Source organism: Candidatus Poriferisodalis sp., from assembly GCF_965203655.1.
GTDB lineage: Bacteria > Actinomycetota > Acidimicrobiia > Acidimicrobiales > Poriferisodalaceae > Poriferisodalis.
Genome location: NZ_CBDBDD010000006.1, coordinates 407,353 through 426,297 on the forward strand (window position 1 = coordinate 407,353; position 18,945 = coordinate 426,297).

Sequence of the window (18,945 nt, forward strand, 5' to 3'; positions counted from 1 at the left end):
CAAAGTTTTGAAATTTGCCGTGGGTTTGACTTCTTGATCAAAACTTTGCAAAGCTGCGAGCTGGGCTAGGGGAAGATCGACAGGGCGGCGTCGGCGCTCCATTCGAGGAGCGTCTGCGGGAGGACGCCGACGACGAGGGTCACCGCCACCGCGAGGGCGATGGCCAGCACCGTCGTCAGGGGCAGGTCGCCCCAGCGAGGGCGGCTGACTCGGGCGGTCGGAGCATCATCCCCAGCGGCGGTTGCGCCCTCCGGTGCGTACATCGCCAGCACGACGCGCAGGTAGGCGAAGGCGCTCACGACCGCGGTGACCATAGCAACGGCCGCCAGGACATAGATGCCCTCGCCGACGGCTGCGCGGATGACTTCAAACTTGGCCACGAACCCCGCCGTGAGCGGGACGCCAGCTTGCGCGAGCAGGAGCACGGCGAAGGCGAGCGACAGCACCGGCCGCCGGCGGGCCAGCCCGCTGTACCGACTGAGATCATGGCGGCTGGTGCCGTCATCGGGATCCGCCGACGATCCGACGACTGCCGACAGCACGGCAAAGCTGCCCAGCGCCATGAACGAATAGACGACGAGGTAGAAGACGGCCGACGAGACGCCGTCGCCGAGATCGGCGGCAACGCCGACCCAGCCGGCGAAGTTCGCCCAGAGCTGGTCCGCGATTTCGGGATCGATGGCCGCCAAGCCGACGAGGACGAAGCCGGCGTGGCTGATCGAGCTGAACGCCAGCATGCGCTTTACGTCGGACTGGCAGATGGCCATCACCGCGCCGACCGACAGCGATGCGAACGCCAGCGCCACGATGATCGGCGACCAGACGGTGCCCTGCTGGAATACCGCCACATACAGCACCCGCGCCAGCGCCGCGAAGCCCGCGGCCTTGGCGATCGACGCGAGGTAGCCGGTGACCGGGCTCGGGGCGCCCTCGTACACATCGGGCGCCCAGAAGTGGAACGGGACGGCGGCGATCTTGAATCCCAGGCCCACCAGCAGCAGCGCCACGCCGGCCAGCAGCAGGTAGTCGTTGTCTCGGACCGTTCCGAAGAGGAACTCCGAGATCCGGCTGAGATTGGTGCCGCCGGTGGCGCCGTAGACCAGCGCGATGCCGTACAGGAAGAACGCCGAGCTGAACGCTCCCAGCACGAAGTACTTCATGGCGGACTCGCGGGCGCTCGCACGCCGGCCCGCCAGTGCAATCAGCACGTACAAGGCGATCGAGAGCGATTCGAGGCCCAGGAACAGCACGATGAGGTCGTTGGCGCCCGCCATCACCACGGCGCCCGCGGCAGACGCCAGCAGCAGCGCCGCGAACTCCGGTGGCGCCATGGAGTAGCGGTCGAGGGCGGAGTGCGCGACTAGGGCGGTCATCACCACACCCGCGCCGATGAGCACGGTGATGAGCAGGCTGAAGCCGTCGCTGACAAATGCGCCCTTCAACGTGGCGCGCGGCGCGGATCCCCAGTCGGTCCACTGAATTGCAGCGGTGATGGCGGTGGCAGCGCCAGTGGCGATCGTGACGATCGTGGACGCCCAGGCGGGCAGCGCTCGCGGCGCCAGCGAAGCCACCAGCAGCAACCCGAGCGCGGCACCGACGAGGATGATCTGCGGGACGAGCACCCACCAGTCGACGCCCGGCGACACGAAGAGCGGCGGCATCAGTGGTCGTCCCCGGCTGTGTCATCGACGCGATCGCCGATGCCGTCGCCGGCCGAGTCGGCGCTGTCACGGATGTCGCACCCGTCGAAGACGACGACGGGATCGGCAGGGTCAGGCAGCTCGTCGGCGCTGTGCACGGTGACGTGCATCACCAAGCACTTGGCGGCGGGCTCGGTAGCGGTGAGAAGCGGTTTGGGATACACCCCGAGCGCCACTACAGCGATGACGAACGGCGCCAGCGTCATCAGCTCGCCCCGGCGCAAGTCGGCTGTCTGTCGATCGGCTGCGGCAGGGGGCCCGTGGAACACCCGCTGGTAAGCCCACAGCAGGTACAGCGCCGCCAGGATCACCCCGGTTGCAGCGATGATCGTCCATACGGGCCGCGTGTCGAACGAGCCGATCAGGATCAGGAACTCTCCCACGAAGCCGTTCAGGCCCGGCACGCCCACCGACGACAGCATGATCAGCGTGAACACCCCGGCATAGACCGGCGCTGCCGACTGGATGCCGGCCAGCTCGTCGATCTGCCGTGTCCTGCGCCGTTCGTACAGCATCCCCACCAGCAGGAACAAGGCGCCGGTGCTGATGCCGTGGTTGACCATCTGGATCACCCCACCGCCGATGGCCGTAGTGGTGAACGCAAAGATGCCCAGCACGATGAAGCCCATGTGGGCCACCGAGGAATAGGCCACGAGCCGTTTGAGGTCGCGCTGCATGGCAGCCGTGATCGCGCCCCAGATGACGCCCACCACGCCGACCGTCACCAGCACGGGCGCCGCCCAGTCGGACGCCTCGGGGAACAGGTACAGGCCGAACCGCAGCAGGCCGTAGGTGCCGAGTTTCAGCAGCACCGCGGCCAACACCACGGAGCCCGCTGTGGGTGCCTCGGTGTGCGCATCGGGCAGCCAGGTGTGCAGCGGCACTACCGGCACCTTCACGAGGAAGGCAATCGCGAACGCCACGAAGCAGAGGCGCGCTGTGTTGGTGGCCAGCCCCTGTTCTTCGGCGAGTGCCACGAGGTCGAACGTGATGCCGCTCTCGGGCGAGCCGAGCACGGCCGTGGCCACGATCGCCACGAGCAGCAGCGCGGAACCGGCCATCGTGTAGATGAAGAACTTCGTGGCGGCGTAGCGGCGCCCGTCGTAGCCCCAGCCCGCGATGAGCAGGTACATGGGGACCAGCACCACTTCGAACATCACGAAGAACAGGAACAGGTCGAGGGCGACGAACGCGCCGACCGAGCCGGCCTGCAGCAGCAGCATCCATGCCGTGTAGGGCTTGGGGTCGTGGTGGGGGTCGACGCCGGCCAGCACGATCGGCACGATCACGCTGGTCAGCACCACCAGCCACAGCGAGATGCCGTCGACGCCCACGTGCCACGAGATTCCAAGCTCCGGGATCCATGACTGGTGGCTGACGAACTGGAAGCCCTCGCCGACGGTCGCAGCCTTCGCCGCTGCGGCGGTGTCGAACTGCCAGGCGAGCGCGAGCGCCAGCGCACCGGCGATGCCGGCAAACAGCGCTCCCACAGGGCGGGCGAGGTCGGGCCGGCTGCGCGGCAGCAGGGCAACCACCAGCGCCCCCACCGCGGGCACGAAGATCAACGCGTTCAGTATCGGGAAGTCGGTGGTGCCGGAAGCCCCGAGCAGTGCCGCCGCGTTCATCGCTCATCCTCGCGGCACGCGCATGAAGAGACGGCGCTTGCCGGCAGTCGCGCGACGGCAACGCCCGCACGATGGAACCAGCATCGATGCACCCTCATGCCGCGCCTCGCAGCGCCAGCCAGATGACGAGGATGATCGCACCGACAGCCACGCCCGATGCGTAGTGCCGCAGGTAGCCCGACTGCAGCGGTCGCACCGCTTGGCCCAGCATCTGGACGAGCCGTGCGACACCGTTGACGGCACCGTCCACGAACCGCCGGTCGGCCGTGGCGGCGGCCTCGAACGCCTTGGTGCCCGGGCCGCCCACGAAGTTAGAGATGGTCGAGTCGACGTAGAAGACGTTCTCGAGCAACGCCGGCTCAAGCCGGTCGGCAGGGATGCGCGCCTGCAGCCACGCCCGGATCGCGAACGCGATGCCCCCGAGTGCAGCCACGACGGCAATGAGTGCAAGCAGCAGCTTGGTGCCGGTGCCCGAGGAGAAGTGGTGCGGGTGAGCCAGCACGGGCTCCAAGAAGTGCTCGAGCACCAGCCAGTCCTTCACCAGCGGCAGGTTCATGACGCCGCCGATGGCTGCTGCTCCTGCCAGCAGCACCAGCGGCAGCGTCATGGTGGGCGGCGACTCGTGCGGGTGTGCTCCGTCGTCCCAGCGCTGGCCGCCGAAGAACACCAGGAACGTCTGGCGGCTCATGTAATAGGCGGTCAGCAGGGCAGTGACGAGGCCCACGGCCCACAGCAGCGGACCGATGTCAGACTGCTCCCACGCCGCAAGCAGGATCTCGTCTTTGGACCAGAAGCCCGACAGCGGCGGCACCCCGGCAATCGCCAGCCACCCGACGATGAAGGTGACCGCCGTGATGGGCATGACCGCCCGCAGCGCGCCCATCCTGCGCATGTCCTGCTCGTCGCCGAGACCGTGGATGACCGAGCCGGAACCCAAGAACAACAGTCCCTTGAAGAACGCATGGGTGACGACGTGGAAGATCGCCGCCACATAGGCCTTTGAGCCGATTGCCAAGAACATGTAGCCGAGCTGGCTGACGGTGGAGTACGCCAACACCTTCTTGATGTCGTGCTGGGCCACCGCGGCGAGCGCGGCGAATAGCGCGGTGGCTGCGCCCACGATGGCGATGACGAGCAGTGCTTCGTCTGTCAGCACCGGGTTGAGCCGCACCAGCAGGTACACGCCGGCGGTCACCATCGTGGCGGCATGCACCATGGCCGAGACCGGGGTGGGGCCCTCCATGGCGTCGGGCAGCCACACGTACAGCGGTAGCTGGGCCGATTTGCCCGCGGCCGCCAGGAGCAGCAGCAGCGACACCGCGGTGGCGGTTCCGGTTGCCAAGCCGCCAGACGCTTCCGCGATGCCTGCATACGACACCGTGCCGAGCGTGGTCCACAGCAGGAACGTGGCGATCATGAAGCCGAAGTCGCCGATGCGGTTGGTGACGAACGCTTTCTTGCCCGCGGTGGCAGCGGTAGGCCGCTCGTGCCAGAACGAGATGAGCAGGTACGAGCAGGTGCCGACGCCCTCCCAGCCCAGGAAGGTGACCACGAGGTTCTCGCCCAGTACCAGCATGAGCATCGAGAACAGGAACAGGTTGAGGTACAGGAAGAACTTGGAGTACTTCGGGTCGCCCCCCATGTAGCCGACCGAATAGAGATGGATCAGCGTCCCGACGCCGGTCACGAACAGCGCCATCGTCATCGACAGCGGGTCCACCAGCAGCGCAGCGTCAACCTTGAGGCCGCCGATCGGCATCCACTCGAACAGCGTCGAGACGTCCTCGCGCCCGCCGCGCCCCCCGGCACCGCCTTTGCTGACCGACTCGAGCCCCAGCAACCCGGCGAACGTGATGAGCGTCAACAGGAACGATCCGGCACTGGCGGCCGTGGCCAGCCAACCCGCCCGGGGCTCGCCGAGACGTGGACCGGCCACCAGCAGGATCGCGAAGCCAGCCAGCGGCAGCGCCGGAATGAGCCACACCAGTTCCACCATCGCTGTCAGCTCCCTGCGCCGGTCGCCGGGCTACGCATTGGCAGTGCCGGATGTCGCACTCTTCGAGGCTCCATCATGAGCTCAGCCCCTCAAGGCAGACAGATCGTCCGCCGTGGCGCGTGGCGAGGCACGCAGCACCGCGACCACCAACCCGAGGCCCACCACGACTTCGGCGGCGGCAACCACCAGAACGAACAGCACCACCGTCTGTCCATGCACGTCGCCGAAGCGATCCGCGAACGCGATGAAGCTGAGATTGACGCCGTTCAGCATCAGCTCGACGCACATCAGCATGATCAGCGGGTTGCGCCTCACCAGCAGCCCGGTGCCGCCGATGATGAACAGCAGCGCGCCGAGGACGAGGTACCAGCTCGTCACCACCTCGAGACCGTTCATTGGCCGGCCTCGCTCGACGTTTCAGCCTTGGCGGCCTCCGACGCATTGCCGTTTTGCTGGCTGCCGCCGTAACCGCTGCGGCGGGCCAGGATCACCGTGCCGATGACGGCTACGATGAGCAGCAGCGAGGTCAACTCGAACGCATACACATAGTCGGAGAACAGCGACCGGGCGAGGGCGCTGACATCTGCGACGTAGTCGGTGGGGTCGCTGCCCGCACCGGCGTCCGTGACACCTGCGGTGTCGAGCGCCAGCGACTTGGCGCCCTTGAACAGCCGGTCGACGGCCGCCACCAGCCAGATCAGCACGGCTGCACCGCCGAGACCGAACGCAGCGGCAGTCCAACGCTGCGCCGGCAACGCACCCATGGACAGCTCGGTGGCCCGGTCGACGCCCAGCAGCATGATGACGAACAGGAACAGCACGACGATCGCGCCCGCATAGACGATGACCTGCACGGCCGCGATGAAGTGCGCCTGCTGTGCCACGAACAGCACTGCGATGCCGAACAGCGTCATCACCAGCATGAGCGCTGCGTGCACCGGATTGCGCGAGAGCACCACGCCGATCGCGCCGACGAGGCACGCGGCGGCGGCAACCGCGAACACCACCACTTCGACCATCAGTGGCCGCTCCCGTGGCTGTGCTGATCGCCGGCGGCGCCATGATCGTCGCCGACTGGTTGGTCCTCGAGCTCGTCGTCGTCGGGCTCGGCGTGCTGGCCCTGCTCGGGCGCCCGCACCCCGTACCCCAGCTCGCCGCTCCACGCGACACGCCCTTCATAGGCCGGCTGGCCGGAGGGAGACGTCGCTCGCATCCAGCCCGAGGTGTGCTCGTCGTCACCTTCGTGCCACAGCTCCCACGGCTGACGCCGGGGCTGGCCGTCGTCGTCGGTGAGGAGTTCATCCTTGGTGTAGATGGCGTCACGCCGGGTGGGAAAGCTGAACTCGAAGACCTTCGTCTCGGTGATGGCCTCGGTGGGGCAGGCCTCCACGCACAGATCGCAGTGGATGCAGCGCAGGTAGTTGATCTCGTAGACGTAGCCGTAGCGCTCCCCGGGCGCGACCGGGTTGTCGGGGGGGTTGTCCGCGCCGCGCACGTAGATGCAGCGCGCTGGGCATACCCCGGCGCACAGCTCGCACCCGATGCATTTCTCCATGCCGTCGGGGTAGCGGTTGAGCACGTGGCGACCGTGAAAGCGAGGTGGCTTCGGTCGCTTGTCGTGGGGGTACTCGGTGGTGACACGCTCGTCGAAGAGCTTGCCGAAGGTGACCACGAACCCGTCGAGATAGCCCATCAGCTCCTCCCTGCCGTATGAGTCGGGAGCGGCTCGGTGTCGTCATCAGCGGAGTTGCGCTTGGCTGCTTTCAGCGCGGCCGCCAGCAGTGCCCACCCCAGCGCAAATGCGGCAGCGCTTACTCCGAGCGTCACCACCAGCTGTTGCGCCCAGCTCCAGCTCTCCTGGTCGAACACGAGCTGTCGCAGGCCCAAGAACATCAGCCAGAACAGCATCACGGGGATGAGCACTTTCCATCCCAGCGACATGAGCTGGTCGTAGCGCAGCCTCGGCAGCGTGGCCCTGAACCAGACGAACATGAACAGGAACGCGACGACTTTGGCCAGGAACCACACCGTCGGCCACAGCCAGGTCCAGCCGAAGAAGACCGGGCCCGCCGGTCCGCCGAAGAACAGCGTCACCATGATCGCCGACATCGTGATGACGTTCATGAACTCGGCCAGGTAGAACAGGGCAAACCGGATAGAGGAGTACTCGGTGTGGAAACCGCCGACCAGTTCCTGCTCGGCTTCGACGAGGTCGAAGGGCGGCCGGTTCAGCTCGGCGGTGGCAGAGATGAGGAAGACCAGGAACGGCACGATGCCCGTGGTCAGCAGCAGCCAGGTGTTCACTCCCCCGGCTTGGGACGCCACGATGCTCTGCGTCGAGAGCGATCCCGCCACGATCACCACCGCGACCACCGACATGCCCAGCGCCGCCTCGTAGGAGATCGCCTGCGCCGACGCGCGCACCGATCCGATGAGCGGGTATTTCGACCCCGACGACCAGCCCGCCAGCATCACGCCGTACACGGCGACCGAGGACATCGCGAGCAGCAGCAGGATGCCGACCGGCGGGTCGGCCACCTGCAGGATGGTCTCCCTGCCGAACAGCGTGACCGTGCCCTGACGGCCAGGCTCGTCGGCGAACACGCCGCCGACGGGCACGATGGCGAACGCCACGAACGCGGTGACCGCCGAGACGTACGGTGCCAGGCGGAACACCAGCGGATCTGCATTCGCAGGGCGCAGATCTTCCTTGAAGAAGAACTTGACCCCGTCGGCGAACGCCTGCAGCAGGCCCCACGGCCCGGCCACATTGGGGCCGATGCGGTGCTGCATGTCCGAGATCAGCTTGCGCTCGAACCAGATCATGAACATGGTGGCGACGAGCAAGGCGGCGAAGGCCACGACGACCTTGACGCCCATGACCGCGATGTCGCCCCAGTCGACTCCATCGGCAAAGAGCGGGTCACCAGTCATGACAACGCCCCATCAGGCGCCGCGGTGCCGCCCTGCCCTTCGGGGCCATCCGCAAAGAGCGGGTCACCAGTCACAACGCCAGCTCTTGGGTGACGCGGGTCTCGATGCGGACATCGGTCACCATCGCCGTCGCGTCGATGAGCGCCCCCACGTCGAGCTCGGGTGACGGGAATGCCAGCACTGCGTTGTGGCGGCCGACACCGGAATCGGCCACGATCGGCAGGCGCAACGCGCCTCGCTCGGAGTGAACCTCCACCTCGGTGCCCGATGCGACGCCCACCCGCTCGAGATCGATGGGGTGCACGCGCAAAGCGGTCTCGGCCCGCAGCGACGCCAGCGCCGGGGTCTGGGCGACCGTGACACCCCCGTCGTAGAGCTTGCGGTTGCACACCAAGCGCAAGCCGTAGGCATCTCGGGGCGGTGCCACGTGCGCGGGCGGCAATGCAGGTTCGAACGCTGCACCGCGCACCAGCACGCCGTCGCCGTCGGCCGGCGATCCCATCGCTTCGGCATGCGTCTCGCAGACTGCGGCGATCTCGGCCGTGATCTCGGAGACCGACACGAATCCCAGGTCGGCGCCGCAGAGCATCGCCAGCTCGGCGGCAACCATCCAGTCAGGGCGGGACGACCCGGGCGCGGTCACCAACTCGCTCAGCGCGGAGACGCGGCCTTCGATGTTGGTGGTGGTTCCGGACTTCTCGCCGAATGCAGCAGCGGGCAGGAAGACGTCGGCCTCGACCGTCGACTGGTTCAGGAAGGTGTCCACCGCGACGACGGTGCGCGCGCCTGCCACGCCGAGCCGTGCGAGCACGCTGTCGGGAAAATCGGTCAGGGGATCGGCGCCGAGCAGGAAGAGCACATCGATGTCTCCGGCGGCGGCTGCCGCCAGGATCCCTGCCGCGTCGTGTCCCGGTTCGGGCGGCAGCTCGCCCCACGCTGCTGCAAGCGCGGGCGTCGGGTCGGCGCTCAAGCTGCGCCCGGGCAACAGGCCCGGTGCGAGGCCCATGTCGAGCGCGCCCCGGATGTTCCCCCGCCGGGCGGCGACCAGGTACTTGGCGTGGGGCACGCGATCGGCCAGGACCGACGCCACCTCGGCGGCTGCGTCAGCGGACTCCGCAACCGAGGAGCGCCCCAGCACCACCACCACCGATCCGGCGGCCAACTCGTCGCTCAGCGGGTCATCGCCGTCGAGCAGATCACGCAGGACCGAGGCTGCTTCGCCGCCCCGGCACCGCTCGCTCCGTGCGGCATCACGGGTGAGGCCGGTCTCCGTCGGGGAGATCTCGACCAAGCGCGTCGAGCCCGACCGCGCCGCTCCCCGCAGGCGCAGCTGCAGCACGGGCAGTTCTTCCCGCAGATCGCCGCACACCAGCAGCGTGGTGTCGGCAGTGCAGGCGTCATCGATCGTCGCGGTGCCGAGGCCGACGGTGATGTCCGCGGGCAGCCCGTCGCCGAGCTGTGCGTCGACGTGGTTGGTACCCAGCACGGTGCGAGCCAGCTTGGACCAGGCGTACGCGTCCTCGTTCGTGCCGCGGGCGCCTCCGAGCACGGCAATCGCCCCGGGCCGAGCGGTCCTGATGGCGCCGGCAACAGCGTCGAGCGCCCTGGCCCAGTCCGACGGTTCGAAGTTGCGCATCGGCTCGACTTCGGCTACGTCGGCGGCCCGGCCCCCCGAGCGCGCTTGCAACGGCCGCGTGACACGCTCTGGGCTGCCGACCGATCCGTAGGCGAAGCGACCCTTATCGCAGAGCCAGCCATGGTTGACCGGATCGATGTCAACCCCTAAGTAGCGCACCAGTTCGTTGCGCGACGACTGGACTGCAATCCGGCAGCCGACCGCGCACGTCGTGCAAGTGGACTCGGTCTGGGCGAGGTCCCACGGTCGCGCCTTGAAGCGATACGGCGCTGCGGTGAGCGCGCCCACGGGACAGATCTGCACCGTGTTGCCCGAGAAGTACGACGAGAACGGTTCGCCGGGAAAGGTCAGCACCTGGGTGTCGTTGCCTCGTTCGGTGAAGTCGATGAGCGGGTCGCCGGCGATCTCGTCCGCAAACCGGGTGCAGCGGTCGCACAGGATGCAACGCTCCCGGTCGAGGTGCACCAACTCGGAGATGGGGATCGGCTTCTGGAAATGCCGCTTCTCCTCGACAAAGCGGGACTCGCCCGGGCCGTACGCCATCGTCTGGTCCTGCAGGGGGCATTCGCCGCCCTTGTCGCACACGGGACAGTCGAGCGGGTGGTTGATGAGCAGCATCTCCAGCACGCCTTCTTGGGCACGCTGGGTACGCTCGCTGGTGGTGTCCACCACCATCTGCGGCGAGACCGGGACCATGCAGGACGCCTGCAGCTGCGGCCCGCGGCCGGTGTCGATCTCGACGAGGCACATGCGGCACATGCCGACCGAGCTCATCCGCTCGTGGTAACAGAAGCGCGGGATGTGCACCCCGGCACGCTCGGCTGCCGCGATGACGAGTTCGCCCGGCTGTGCATCGACGGCGACGCCGTCGATGGTCACCTCGACCGTGCTGGGTGCCGCCTCCGCAGCAGTCGCGTCAGACACTGACCGTTACCTCCGAGACGGGATCTCCCGACAGCTCAGCGTCGAGATGGGCGTTCGCAGCCACTCTGGCCTCGAACTCTTCGGGAAACAGCGTCAACGCCGAGTGCACCGGAGCGAATGCCGACGGGCCGACGAAGCAGATCGTCGTCATCTGGTAGGGAAACGGCTTCGCCTCGAGACCGCGCTCGGGCACCGCTGCATGCGGGAAATCGCCCGGGCTGATCGAAGCACCGACCTCGAGCAGCACGTCGAGGTCACGCGGCGTGCCGGTGCCGTCGCAGACGCGCCGCAGCACCCGCTCCAGCCAGGTGGCGCCCTCGCGGCATGGCACGCACTTGCCACATGATTCGTGCGCGTAGAACTTCGTCAGGGTCAGCGCCGCGGCTGGGATGTCGGTGGTGTCGTCCATCACCATCACCGCTCCCGATCCCAGCATCGAGCCCTGCGGGCCCACCTCGGAGGCCTCGAAGGGCAGGTCGAGCTGTGCAGGCGTGAACCATGGCGCTGAGCCGCCGCCGGGCACGAAGGCCTTCAGCTCGCGGCCCGGATGCATGCCGCGGCAATAGTCCTCGCCGTAGATGAGGTCCCGGAACGTGGTGGTGCCGTTGGTGATCTCGTACACGCCGGGCCGCTGCACGTGGCCGCTGACGGCGATCATGCGCGTGCCCGGCGAGGTGGAGGTGCCGATGGCGGTGAACGCCTCAGCGCCGTTGCGCATGATCCACGGCAGGTTCGAGAGCGTCTCGACGTTGTTGACGATGGTGGGCTGGCCGTACAGCCCGATCGCTGCGGGGAAGTAGGGCGGCTTGAGGCGCGGCATGCCGCGGTTGCCCTCGAGACTCTCGATGAGCGCCGTCTCCTCGCCCACGACATACGCACCGGCACCGGAGTGCAGCACGATGTCCACCGAGAAGTCGGTGCCGCAGATGCTGCGCCCCACCCAGCCGGCCTCGTAGGCCTCGTTGAGCGCCTGGGCCACACGCTCCTGCGCCAGCGCCATCTCGCCACGGATGTAGAGGAAGCACTGCGACAGGCCCACCGCGTAGCAGGCAATGAGGCACCCCTCGATGAGCTGGTGCGGGTCGAGCTCCATGAGGAGGCGGTCCTTGTAGGTGCCTGGCTCGGACTCGTCGCCGTTGACGACGAGATAGCGGGGCCACACTCCCGGCGGGCAGAAACCCCACTTCACTCCGGCGGGAAAACCGGCGCCGCCGCGGCCCAGCAAGGTCGCGTCGCGCACCTCGCTGTGCACCTCGTCGGGCGGCCGCTCGAGCGCGGCCCTCAGGCCGTCGTAACCGCCGGTGGCGAGGTAGCGCTCGAGCGTGAAGCTGGCGGGATCGTCGAACCGCTCGGTGACGATGCGCGGCGCGTCGTTCGCCACGAATCCGGGTGCATGGGGAATCGTGTACGACGCCATCAGCCGAGCCTTCCGCCGTCCGACGCGGGCCGCACGCCAACGCGGCGGCTACCAGCCCTCATGACGAACCTGCTCCGTTGGGGGCCGGCGCCGCCAGCCAGACCGGCTGCTCATTGACCGATTCGGGAGGCACGGCCCCGACCGCTCGGTCGGCCGGGATGTGCTGGCGCACGCGAGCAGTGATGCCGTGCTGAGGGATCTCACTGTCGAGACTGCCCGATGCCAGATCGTCGATGAGCTGATCGAACCCCTCGGTGTCGACCCGGTAGCGGTACCGGTAGTTCACCTGCAGGCACGGCGCCTCGGTGCAGGCGGCTTGGCATTCTGCGGATGCCAGGGTGAACATGCCGTCGGGCGTCGTGCCGCCGGCGCGCACCCCGAGGCGCTCTTCGGCGTGCTCCATCAGCTCGACCGCCCCGGCGAGCGCGCACGACATGGTGACGCAGACGTTCACGAGGTACTTGCCGACGGGCTCACGCTTGAACATCTCGTAGAACGAGCAGGTGCCGAGCACCTCGGCGGGTGTTGTGTCGACGAGCTCGGCGATCTCGATCATCGCCTCGGGCGTGACCCAGCCGGCCTGTCCTTGCGCGACGTGCAGCAGCGGGATCATCGCGGAACGGCGCTTCGGGTAGCGGCCGATGATCTCGCCCGCGAGCGCCCGGTTCTCCTCAGTGAAGAAGCTCACTGCCGGCCTGTCCCTTCGCCGTCCGGCGCGGTGTCGACGCTGACGCGGCGGTCGCAGACCCTCACCGGTCTACCTCCCCCATGATCGGGTCGACGGAGGAGATGACGGCGATCGCGTCGGCGATCAGGCCGCCGTACATCAGATGAGGCAGGCTCTGGAGGTTGACGAACGACGGTGCCCGGATGTGCACTCGCTGCGGCTTGGGACCGCCGTCGGACACGAGGTAGCAGCCCAGCTCGCCGCGCGGCGACTCCACCGCCACGTAGGTCTCGCCGGGCGGCACGCGGAAACCTTCCGTGAAGATCTTGAAATGATGGATCAGGGCCTCCATCGACTCGTCGATGCGGGCCCGCGGCGGCGGTGTGACCTTGCGGTCCTCGGTGCGGTACGGGCCCTTCGGCATCATGTCGAGGCACTGTTCGACGATGCGCATTGACTCGCGTATCTCGTTCAGCCGGATCGCGTAGCGATCGAAGGTGTCGCCGTACGCGCCGACCACGACATCGAACTCCACCTCGTCGTAGGCCAGGTACGGCATGGTGCGGCGCAGATCCCACGCCTCTCCGGTGCTGCGCAGCAGGGGTCCTGTGGCTGACATGGCGATGGCCTCATCAGCCGTGATGACGCCGACACCCTGGGTGCGGTCCCGCCAGATCGGCTGGCCGGTCATCAGCGTGTCGAACTGCTCCAGCCGGTCCGGCAGCACGGCCAAGATGTGCTCCACATCCGCCTGCCACCCGTCCGGCAGGTCCGCCGCGACTCCACCCGGCCGGATGTAGTTGTGGTTCATCCGCAATCCGGTGACGCTCTCGAAGAACCGCAGGATTTCCTCGCGCTCCTTCCACCCGTAGAGCATCATGCCGACCGCGCCGAGGTCCATGCCGTTCGTCGCCAGGAACAGCAGGTGCGAGCTCATGCGATTCAGCTCGCACATGAGCATCCGGATCCACGTGGCACGGGGCGGGATCTCGGTGCCGAGCAGATCTTCGACCGCCAGGCAGAACACCAGCTCGTTGAACAGCGGCGAGGCGTAGTCCATCCGGGTGACGTTGGTCGGCCCTTGCAGGTAGGTGAGATCCTCGGCGGTCTTCTCCATGCCGGTGTGGAGGTACCCGATGATCGGCTTGGACCGCAGCACGGTCTCGCCCTGCAGTTCCATCGCGATGCGCAGCACGCCATGGGTGGAGGGATGCTGGGGGCCCATGTTGATGAGCATCGGCTCATCGGCTGGATCTGTGTCTGATTGCGCCGATGGAACATCGGCGGTATCTGATGCCGCCGATGCCGCCTCGGTTTCGTCGTCGACGACAGCGGCGGCGAGTGCTGCCTCCTCGGAGATGCGCAGCACGGCATCGGTCGGCCGGCGCACGGGAGTCGTGGAGGTGCTCATCGGCCTTCGACCGCCTTGAACTGCACCGGGATCGCGCCGATCGCGTAGTCCTTTCGCAGCGGGTGGCCGACCCAGTCGGGCGGCATGAGAATCCGGCTCGGATCAGGGTGATCGATGAAGCTGATGCCGAACAGGTCGGCCGCTTCTCGCTCCGGCGCTTCGGTGCCCGGGTACAGATTCACTGCCGAGGGCACCTGCGGATCGTCCGCGGGAACCTGTGTGCGGATGCGCAGCCGCCGCCGCCCTCGCATGTCCAGCAGATTCACCACCACCTCGAACCGCTCGGGCTCGACCCCCGGGGGCACCACCCGGCTGCGATTCGTGAGCGCGTCGACAGCACACAGGTCGACGCAGAGCTCGAAGCCGTCTGCCGCAGCCAGAGCGAGCACATCGGGGTACTCCTCGCGGCTCGGATAGATCACCACCTGACCGCGCTCGTCCGTGCAGGGCACGCCGAACATCATCGGCTGATCGCTCGCTTCCCCTTCGGGCGCGGCATCGTCGGTCTCTGCGGCGTCGTCGGCCATCAATTCGCCGCCAGGCCGGATTGCGGCACTCCATGTGCCGCCAGGTCCACCGCAGCGCCGCCGCGGTGCTCGGCGCGCCGCTGCATCAGCTCACCGGTGCGGATCTTCTCGTGCAGAGCCAAGATGGCGTGCAGCAGCGTCTCGGGCCCCGGCGGGCAGCCAGGTGCGTACATGTCGACCGGCACCACCTGATCGACGCCCTGCACGATGGCGTAGTTGTTAAACATCCCCCCGCTGGAAGCGCAGACGCCCATCGACAGCACCCACTTGGGCTCCATCATCTGGTCGTAGATCTGGCGCAGCACCGGCGCCATCTTCTGGCTGACACGGCCCGCCACGATCATCAGGTCGGCCTGGCGAGGCGAGGCCCGGAACGTCTCCATGCCGAAGCGCGCTAGGTCGTAGTGCGCGGTGCCGGTCGCCATCATCTCGATCGCGCAGCAGGCCAGTCCGAACGTGGCCGGCATCAGGCTCCGTCGCCGAGCCCACTTCACCAGCTCCTCCACCGGTGCGGTGAAGACGTTGTGCCCGAGCCCGGCGAGGCCGTCGTCAATGCCGAGGCGCGACTTGAGGTCGTCGAGTCCCGCCATCAGCCCGCCTCCGCCATCGCCGCGCTGGATTGATCGGCGCCGGCGGGCACGAACTCGCGGCCGGCCAGCCCGACCGTGCGCACGCCGGTCACACCGCTGCGAGTGGCCGGCGGCAGCGGCATCATGCGGCGCTTGCGCGGGCCCCACTCCAGCCCGCCCATCGCCAGCTCATAGACAAACGACAGGAAGAAGATCACGACGAAGATCAGCATCGCCATGAACCCGAAGAGTCCCAATTCGGCGTTCGCGACCGCCCACGGGTACAGGAAGACGATCTCGATGTCGAACATGATGAACAGCATCGCCACGAGATAGAAGCGGACCGGGAATCGCTCGGGAATGTCCGCCTGATCGACGATGCCGCACTCGTACGACGCCAGCTTGGCGTTGGTGGTGCGCTGGGGAGCCAGCAGCCGCGAGGCGACGATGCTCAGCAGCACGAACACCACGGCAAGCACGCCGAGCACCAGCACCGGCAGGTATTCCGCCAAGCCGCTGTTCATGACCCGGTCCCCCTCTGCGCGTCGCCGATCAGATGCCGATCCCAGTCTGGCCCAAGCGAGGCCAGACCGTCACTGGCCCGCAGCTTCGCGTACCGCCCAGATGGCCTGGTCCCTGCGATGCAGGTGATAGCAGCCCAAACCGAACAGCAACGCCGAGAAGATCGTCAGCAGGGCCGGTCGAAGCCTGACGCTGCCGTGGTCGCGCACCATCACGACGGAGTACACGGGAGCAGCCTCGTCGACGACCGGAACGACCTTCACGATCTCTCCCTTCGCATCGAGGAGGTTCGGATCCAACTCGGCCCTCGGCTTGTACGGCTGGATCTGAACGACCGCGTAGTGCGGTTCGCCCCTGCTCGGGAAGAAGTACTGCGTGATGACGTTGTCGGGAATGCCCAGCGGCCGGTAGCGCTCGCCACCCCGGATCAGCACCCGGTGCGTCTTGTAGTGGTCGGCCGCCGTGAACAGACAGGAATTCACGGCGAGCAGGCGCCTCGGATCGGTGTCGTCGCATACGACGTGTCCGTCTGCCGCCGATCGAACATCAGTCACGAATGCCTGCGCCGCGAGGATCTCGGGATCTACGACCTCGTCCTCGCTGACCGCCGTTTCCTCCTCATCGTCATCCTCGTTGCTCGTGACGACGATCTCGGTCCAGTCGCGAGGTGGCTGGCCGACGCCGCGGTACGCCGAGAGTTGCTGCACTTCGGGAATCAACGACGTCTGCGTGTCTCCGGTGACCTGCAGCACGTTCCATCCAGGCTGGCTGCCGATCCAGCCGATGCCGAACACCCACCACACGATGGCCATCAGCAGCATCCAACCCCATAGCCCCGTCCACGCTACGAGGAAGCCAAGCCGGACGCCCAAGTTGGTCGCCAGCAGCAGATACACAGAGCCGCACAGCACGGCGATGCCGATGAGTACCGCCAAATAGCCAGTAAGGACCGGATCCCAGCTGACAATGCCGAGAACGTGCACGGCACTCATTCGTCGTCTCCCGCTTCATGGAGCATTTCGAAGCCCATAGTCTTCTGGCGTTCTGGATCGAGACTGCGCTCATAGGCGGCGATCTTCTGGATGTCTTCCTCATCCAGCACCTTCTTGAAACCCGGCATGCCGTAGTTGCCGAGGCGAGCGAACTCGCCGTACGGCACGTTGTCGTCGGCACCGTTGGAGATGAACGACACGTGATCGTTGAAGTCGGGGAATAGCCGTCGGAGGCTCACACCGTTGAGCGCCGGCCCGTAACGACCCGCTCCGTCGGGACCGGGAAGCACTTCAACCGTTCCTCCATTGTTGGGCAATCGAGCCGTGCCGCGGGCGGGCCAGCGCGGCGTGTGGCAGCGCGCGCAATGCAGGTCGAACAAGATCTTTCCGTCGGTCGCTCCTTGGTACTCATCGGACGCCTTCGCGGCCTCGAAACGTGCCTCGGCTCGAGCCCTCGCCTCTGTGTTGTCTTCGTCGTCTTTGTCGATCCTGGCATCCCACAGCCACGCCACCAGGTCATCGATCTCCTGGTCGTTGAGCGGGCCACCGCCATCGAGTCCCCACGCAGGCATGACACCTCTGCCGTACACCAAGATCTGCCGCACCTCGCTGACCTCGTCCAGCGTCTCGGCTTCGGTGTCGAATCGGGTAAAGACATCGTCAAGAGATGGGGCTTCCCATGTCGTGTTGATGGTGAACGACGTCTTGTCGATGAACTGGTGACCGATGTCGAGCACCACCGGTGCGAACCTCGCGCCACCCAGGTCGGCACCGTGGCAGTCGGTGCATTCCTGCTCGGCAGCCAGCGCTGCACCACGACTCACAGCCGACTCGGAGAACGAGGTCTCTGCCCCTGAACGACGACCGCCTTCGAGCATCCAGTACACCGGCAGAACCAATGCCATGATCAGCAGCATCAAGACACCGAACGCCTGCACCTTCTCAAGACGGCGGCCCTCCAGTTCTTCGTCATCGGGCAAGCTGCCGCGATTGGGTGCCAGCTCGATCTCGCTGCCCACCTCTGCCTTGGCTTGGCGAATGTTGACGAAGACGTAGATCGCCCAGCCGACGACCACGATCGTCAACAGCACGATCGCGATCGATCGCTCCGTGCTGGCAGCCAGCATGTGGCTGAACTCAGGCACAGTGCGGCCCCTCAAGACCCTGACCCGTGGTGTCAATACCGATGGCAGGGCCTTGGGACACGCGCCCGGTATCGACGAACACGCTCCCGTCTTCGATCGTCACCGGGAACCGGTCCATGCCGCGTGGCGCGGGACCCGACTTCTTTTCGCCGACACGGTTGTACTTCGAGCCGTGGCAGGGGCACTCGAACCACTGCGAGCTGCCGCACACCGGCACCTTGCAGCCCAAGTGCGGGCACACCTGCCACAGCGCCACATATCCCAGCTTCATGCCCTCGAGCACCGATCCGCCGTAGGTTGCCTCGGCGTTCTCCAGAGTCGCGGCATCGGTCGGATATGGCTGGATGTAGCTCCGCGCCTCGGAGAAGTACGAGAAGTTCTCCGCGGGAGTCCCCGACGCAATCGCCTCGTCCACTGCGTCGACCGTGCCGATCTTGATCTTCGAGCCAAAACCGGTCGTCGGGCGGGGCCACAGGAAGGCGATCATGGCGGCGTTGAAGGTGCCCAGACCGGTCGCCATCAGCAGGACCGACGACCGGTTCAGGAACTGCCGGCGCGTGACCCCGACTTCCGCGGCAGGCGGCGGCGCCCAGTCCTGCGGCAGCTCGGGCTCGTCGACCGCGACAGGCGGCGGGCGGCGTTCAAGCGCCACAGAGCGCTCGAGCTCGCGTGCCTCTGAGCTGACGCCGAACGCGCCGGCGTCGTCGTCGGGGGGTGCCTCGCCTGCACTGGCGGCCGCCATCTCGTCACGACGGCGGGTCTCACGCGACAGGTAGCCGAGCCCCGAGACGTCACGGCGACGCAATGACACAAAGCCGACCACCGCACCGAGCACGACGATGACCGGTATGGCAATCGCGAGGATGGTTCCGGTGGACAT

Annotated in this window: 17 protein-coding genes; all 17 read right to left on the reverse strand. The window is 67.2% G+C overall.

The features are described from left to right. Window positions 1-65: 65 nt before the first annotated feature. The 17 genes from ACOGW9_RS07950 to ACOGW9_RS08030 all read right to left on the reverse strand — a co-directional run bounded on the left by ACOGW9_RS07950 (window position 66) and on the right by ACOGW9_RS08030 (window position 18,945). Complete coding sequence (locus tag ACOGW9_RS07950; RefSeq protein ID WP_419910056.1) at window positions 66-1,661, reverse strand: NADH-quinone oxidoreductase subunit N; 1,596 nt, start codon at window positions 1,659-1,661, stop codon at window positions 66-68. Continuing rightward, entirely contained in the window at window positions 1,661-3,325 is a 1,665-nt protein-coding gene (locus ACOGW9_RS07955) for a complex I subunit 4 family protein (protein WP_419910058.1), read from the reverse strand. Before ACOGW9_RS07955 ends, ACOGW9_RS07950 begins: the two co-directional genes overlap by 1 nt. A 94-nt stretch (window positions 3,326-3,419) precedes the next feature. Beyond that, entirely contained in the window at window positions 3,420-5,321 is a 1,902-nt protein-coding gene (gene nuoL / locus ACOGW9_RS07960; protein ID WP_419910060.1) for an NADH-quinone oxidoreductase subunit L, read from the reverse strand. A gap of 81 nt (window positions 5,322-5,402) precedes the next feature. Continuing rightward, window positions 5,403-5,717: an NADH-quinone oxidoreductase subunit NuoK gene (nuoK, locus tag ACOGW9_RS07965; RefSeq protein WP_419910062.1), complete on the reverse strand. Its 315-nt coding sequence runs from the start codon at window positions 5,715-5,717 to the stop codon at window positions 5,403-5,405. Then, window positions 5,714-6,340 carry an NADH-quinone oxidoreductase subunit J gene (locus ACOGW9_RS07970; RefSeq protein WP_419910064.1) on the reverse strand — a complete coding sequence of 209 codons (627 nt, stop codon included), beginning with the start codon at window positions 6,338-6,340 and terminating at the stop codon, window positions 5,714-5,716. The genes nuoK and ACOGW9_RS07970 overlap by 4 nt, the downstream gene beginning before the upstream one ends. Next, window positions 6,340-7,014, reverse strand: coding sequence for an NADH-quinone oxidoreductase subunit NuoI (nuoI, locus tag ACOGW9_RS07975; protein WP_419910066.1), 675 nt, complete (start codon window positions 7,012-7,014; stop codon window positions 6,340-6,342). Before nuoI ends, ACOGW9_RS07970 begins: the two co-directional genes overlap by 1 nt. Further along, window positions 7,014-8,255 carry an NADH-quinone oxidoreductase subunit NuoH gene (gene nuoH, locus ACOGW9_RS07980; protein WP_419910068.1) on the reverse strand — a complete coding sequence of 414 codons (1,242 nt, stop codon included), beginning with the start codon at window positions 8,253-8,255 and terminating at the stop codon, window positions 7,014-7,016. Before nuoH ends, nuoI begins: the two co-directional genes overlap by 1 nt. 70 nt (window positions 8,256-8,325) lie before the next feature. Beyond that, window positions 8,326-10,815: an NADH-quinone oxidoreductase subunit NuoG gene (nuoG, locus tag ACOGW9_RS07985; protein WP_419910070.1), complete on the reverse strand. Its 2,490-nt coding sequence runs from the start codon at window positions 10,813-10,815 to the stop codon at window positions 8,326-8,328. Continuing rightward, complete coding sequence (gene nuoF, locus ACOGW9_RS07990; protein ID WP_419910072.1) at window positions 10,808-12,232, reverse strand: NADH-quinone oxidoreductase subunit NuoF; 1,425 nt, start codon at window positions 12,230-12,232, stop codon at window positions 10,808-10,810. Before nuoF ends, nuoG begins: the two co-directional genes overlap by 8 nt. 58 nt (window positions 12,233-12,290) lie before the next feature. Next, window positions 12,291-12,920: an NADH-quinone oxidoreductase subunit NuoE gene (gene nuoE / locus ACOGW9_RS07995; RefSeq protein ID WP_419910074.1), complete on the reverse strand. Its 630-nt coding sequence runs from the start codon at window positions 12,918-12,920 to the stop codon at window positions 12,291-12,293. A gap of 61 nt (window positions 12,921-12,981) precedes the next feature. Next, a complete protein-coding gene (locus ACOGW9_RS08000; RefSeq protein WP_419910076.1) occupies window positions 12,982-14,310 on the reverse strand; it encodes an NADH-quinone oxidoreductase subunit D in 1,329 nt (442 codons plus the stop codon). Then, window positions 14,307-14,837 (reverse strand): NADH-quinone oxidoreductase subunit C, encoded by a 531-nt coding sequence (locus ACOGW9_RS08005; protein ID WP_419910078.1) that lies wholly within the window; start codon window positions 14,835-14,837, stop codon window positions 14,307-14,309. The genes ACOGW9_RS08000 and ACOGW9_RS08005 overlap by 4 nt, the downstream gene beginning before the upstream one ends. Next, window positions 14,837-15,427 carry an NADH-quinone oxidoreductase subunit B gene (locus tag ACOGW9_RS08010; RefSeq protein WP_419910080.1) on the reverse strand — a complete coding sequence of 197 codons (591 nt, stop codon included), beginning with the start codon at window positions 15,425-15,427 and terminating at the stop codon, window positions 14,837-14,839. Before ACOGW9_RS08010 ends, ACOGW9_RS08005 begins: the two co-directional genes overlap by 1 nt. Beyond that, complete coding sequence (locus tag ACOGW9_RS08015) at window positions 15,427-15,930, reverse strand: NADH-quinone oxidoreductase subunit A (protein ID WP_419910082.1); 504 nt, start codon at window positions 15,928-15,930, stop codon at window positions 15,427-15,429. The genes ACOGW9_RS08010 and ACOGW9_RS08015 overlap by 1 nt, the downstream gene beginning before the upstream one ends. 69 nt (window positions 15,931-15,999) lie before the next feature. Next, complete coding sequence (locus ACOGW9_RS08020; RefSeq protein WP_419910084.1) at window positions 16,000-16,920, reverse strand: hypothetical protein; 921 nt, start codon at window positions 16,918-16,920, stop codon at window positions 16,000-16,002. Next, on the reverse strand, window positions 16,917-18,065 hold the full coding sequence (locus ACOGW9_RS08025) for a c-type cytochrome (RefSeq protein WP_419910086.1): 1,149 nt from the start codon (window positions 18,063-18,065) through the stop codon (window positions 16,917-16,919). The genes ACOGW9_RS08020 and ACOGW9_RS08025 overlap by 4 nt, the downstream gene beginning before the upstream one ends. After that, window positions 18,058-18,945 (reverse strand): ubiquinol-cytochrome c reductase iron-sulfur subunit, encoded by an 888-nt coding sequence (locus ACOGW9_RS08030; protein WP_419910088.1) that lies wholly within the window; start codon window positions 18,943-18,945, stop codon window positions 18,058-18,060. Before ACOGW9_RS08030 ends, ACOGW9_RS08025 begins: the two co-directional genes overlap by 8 nt.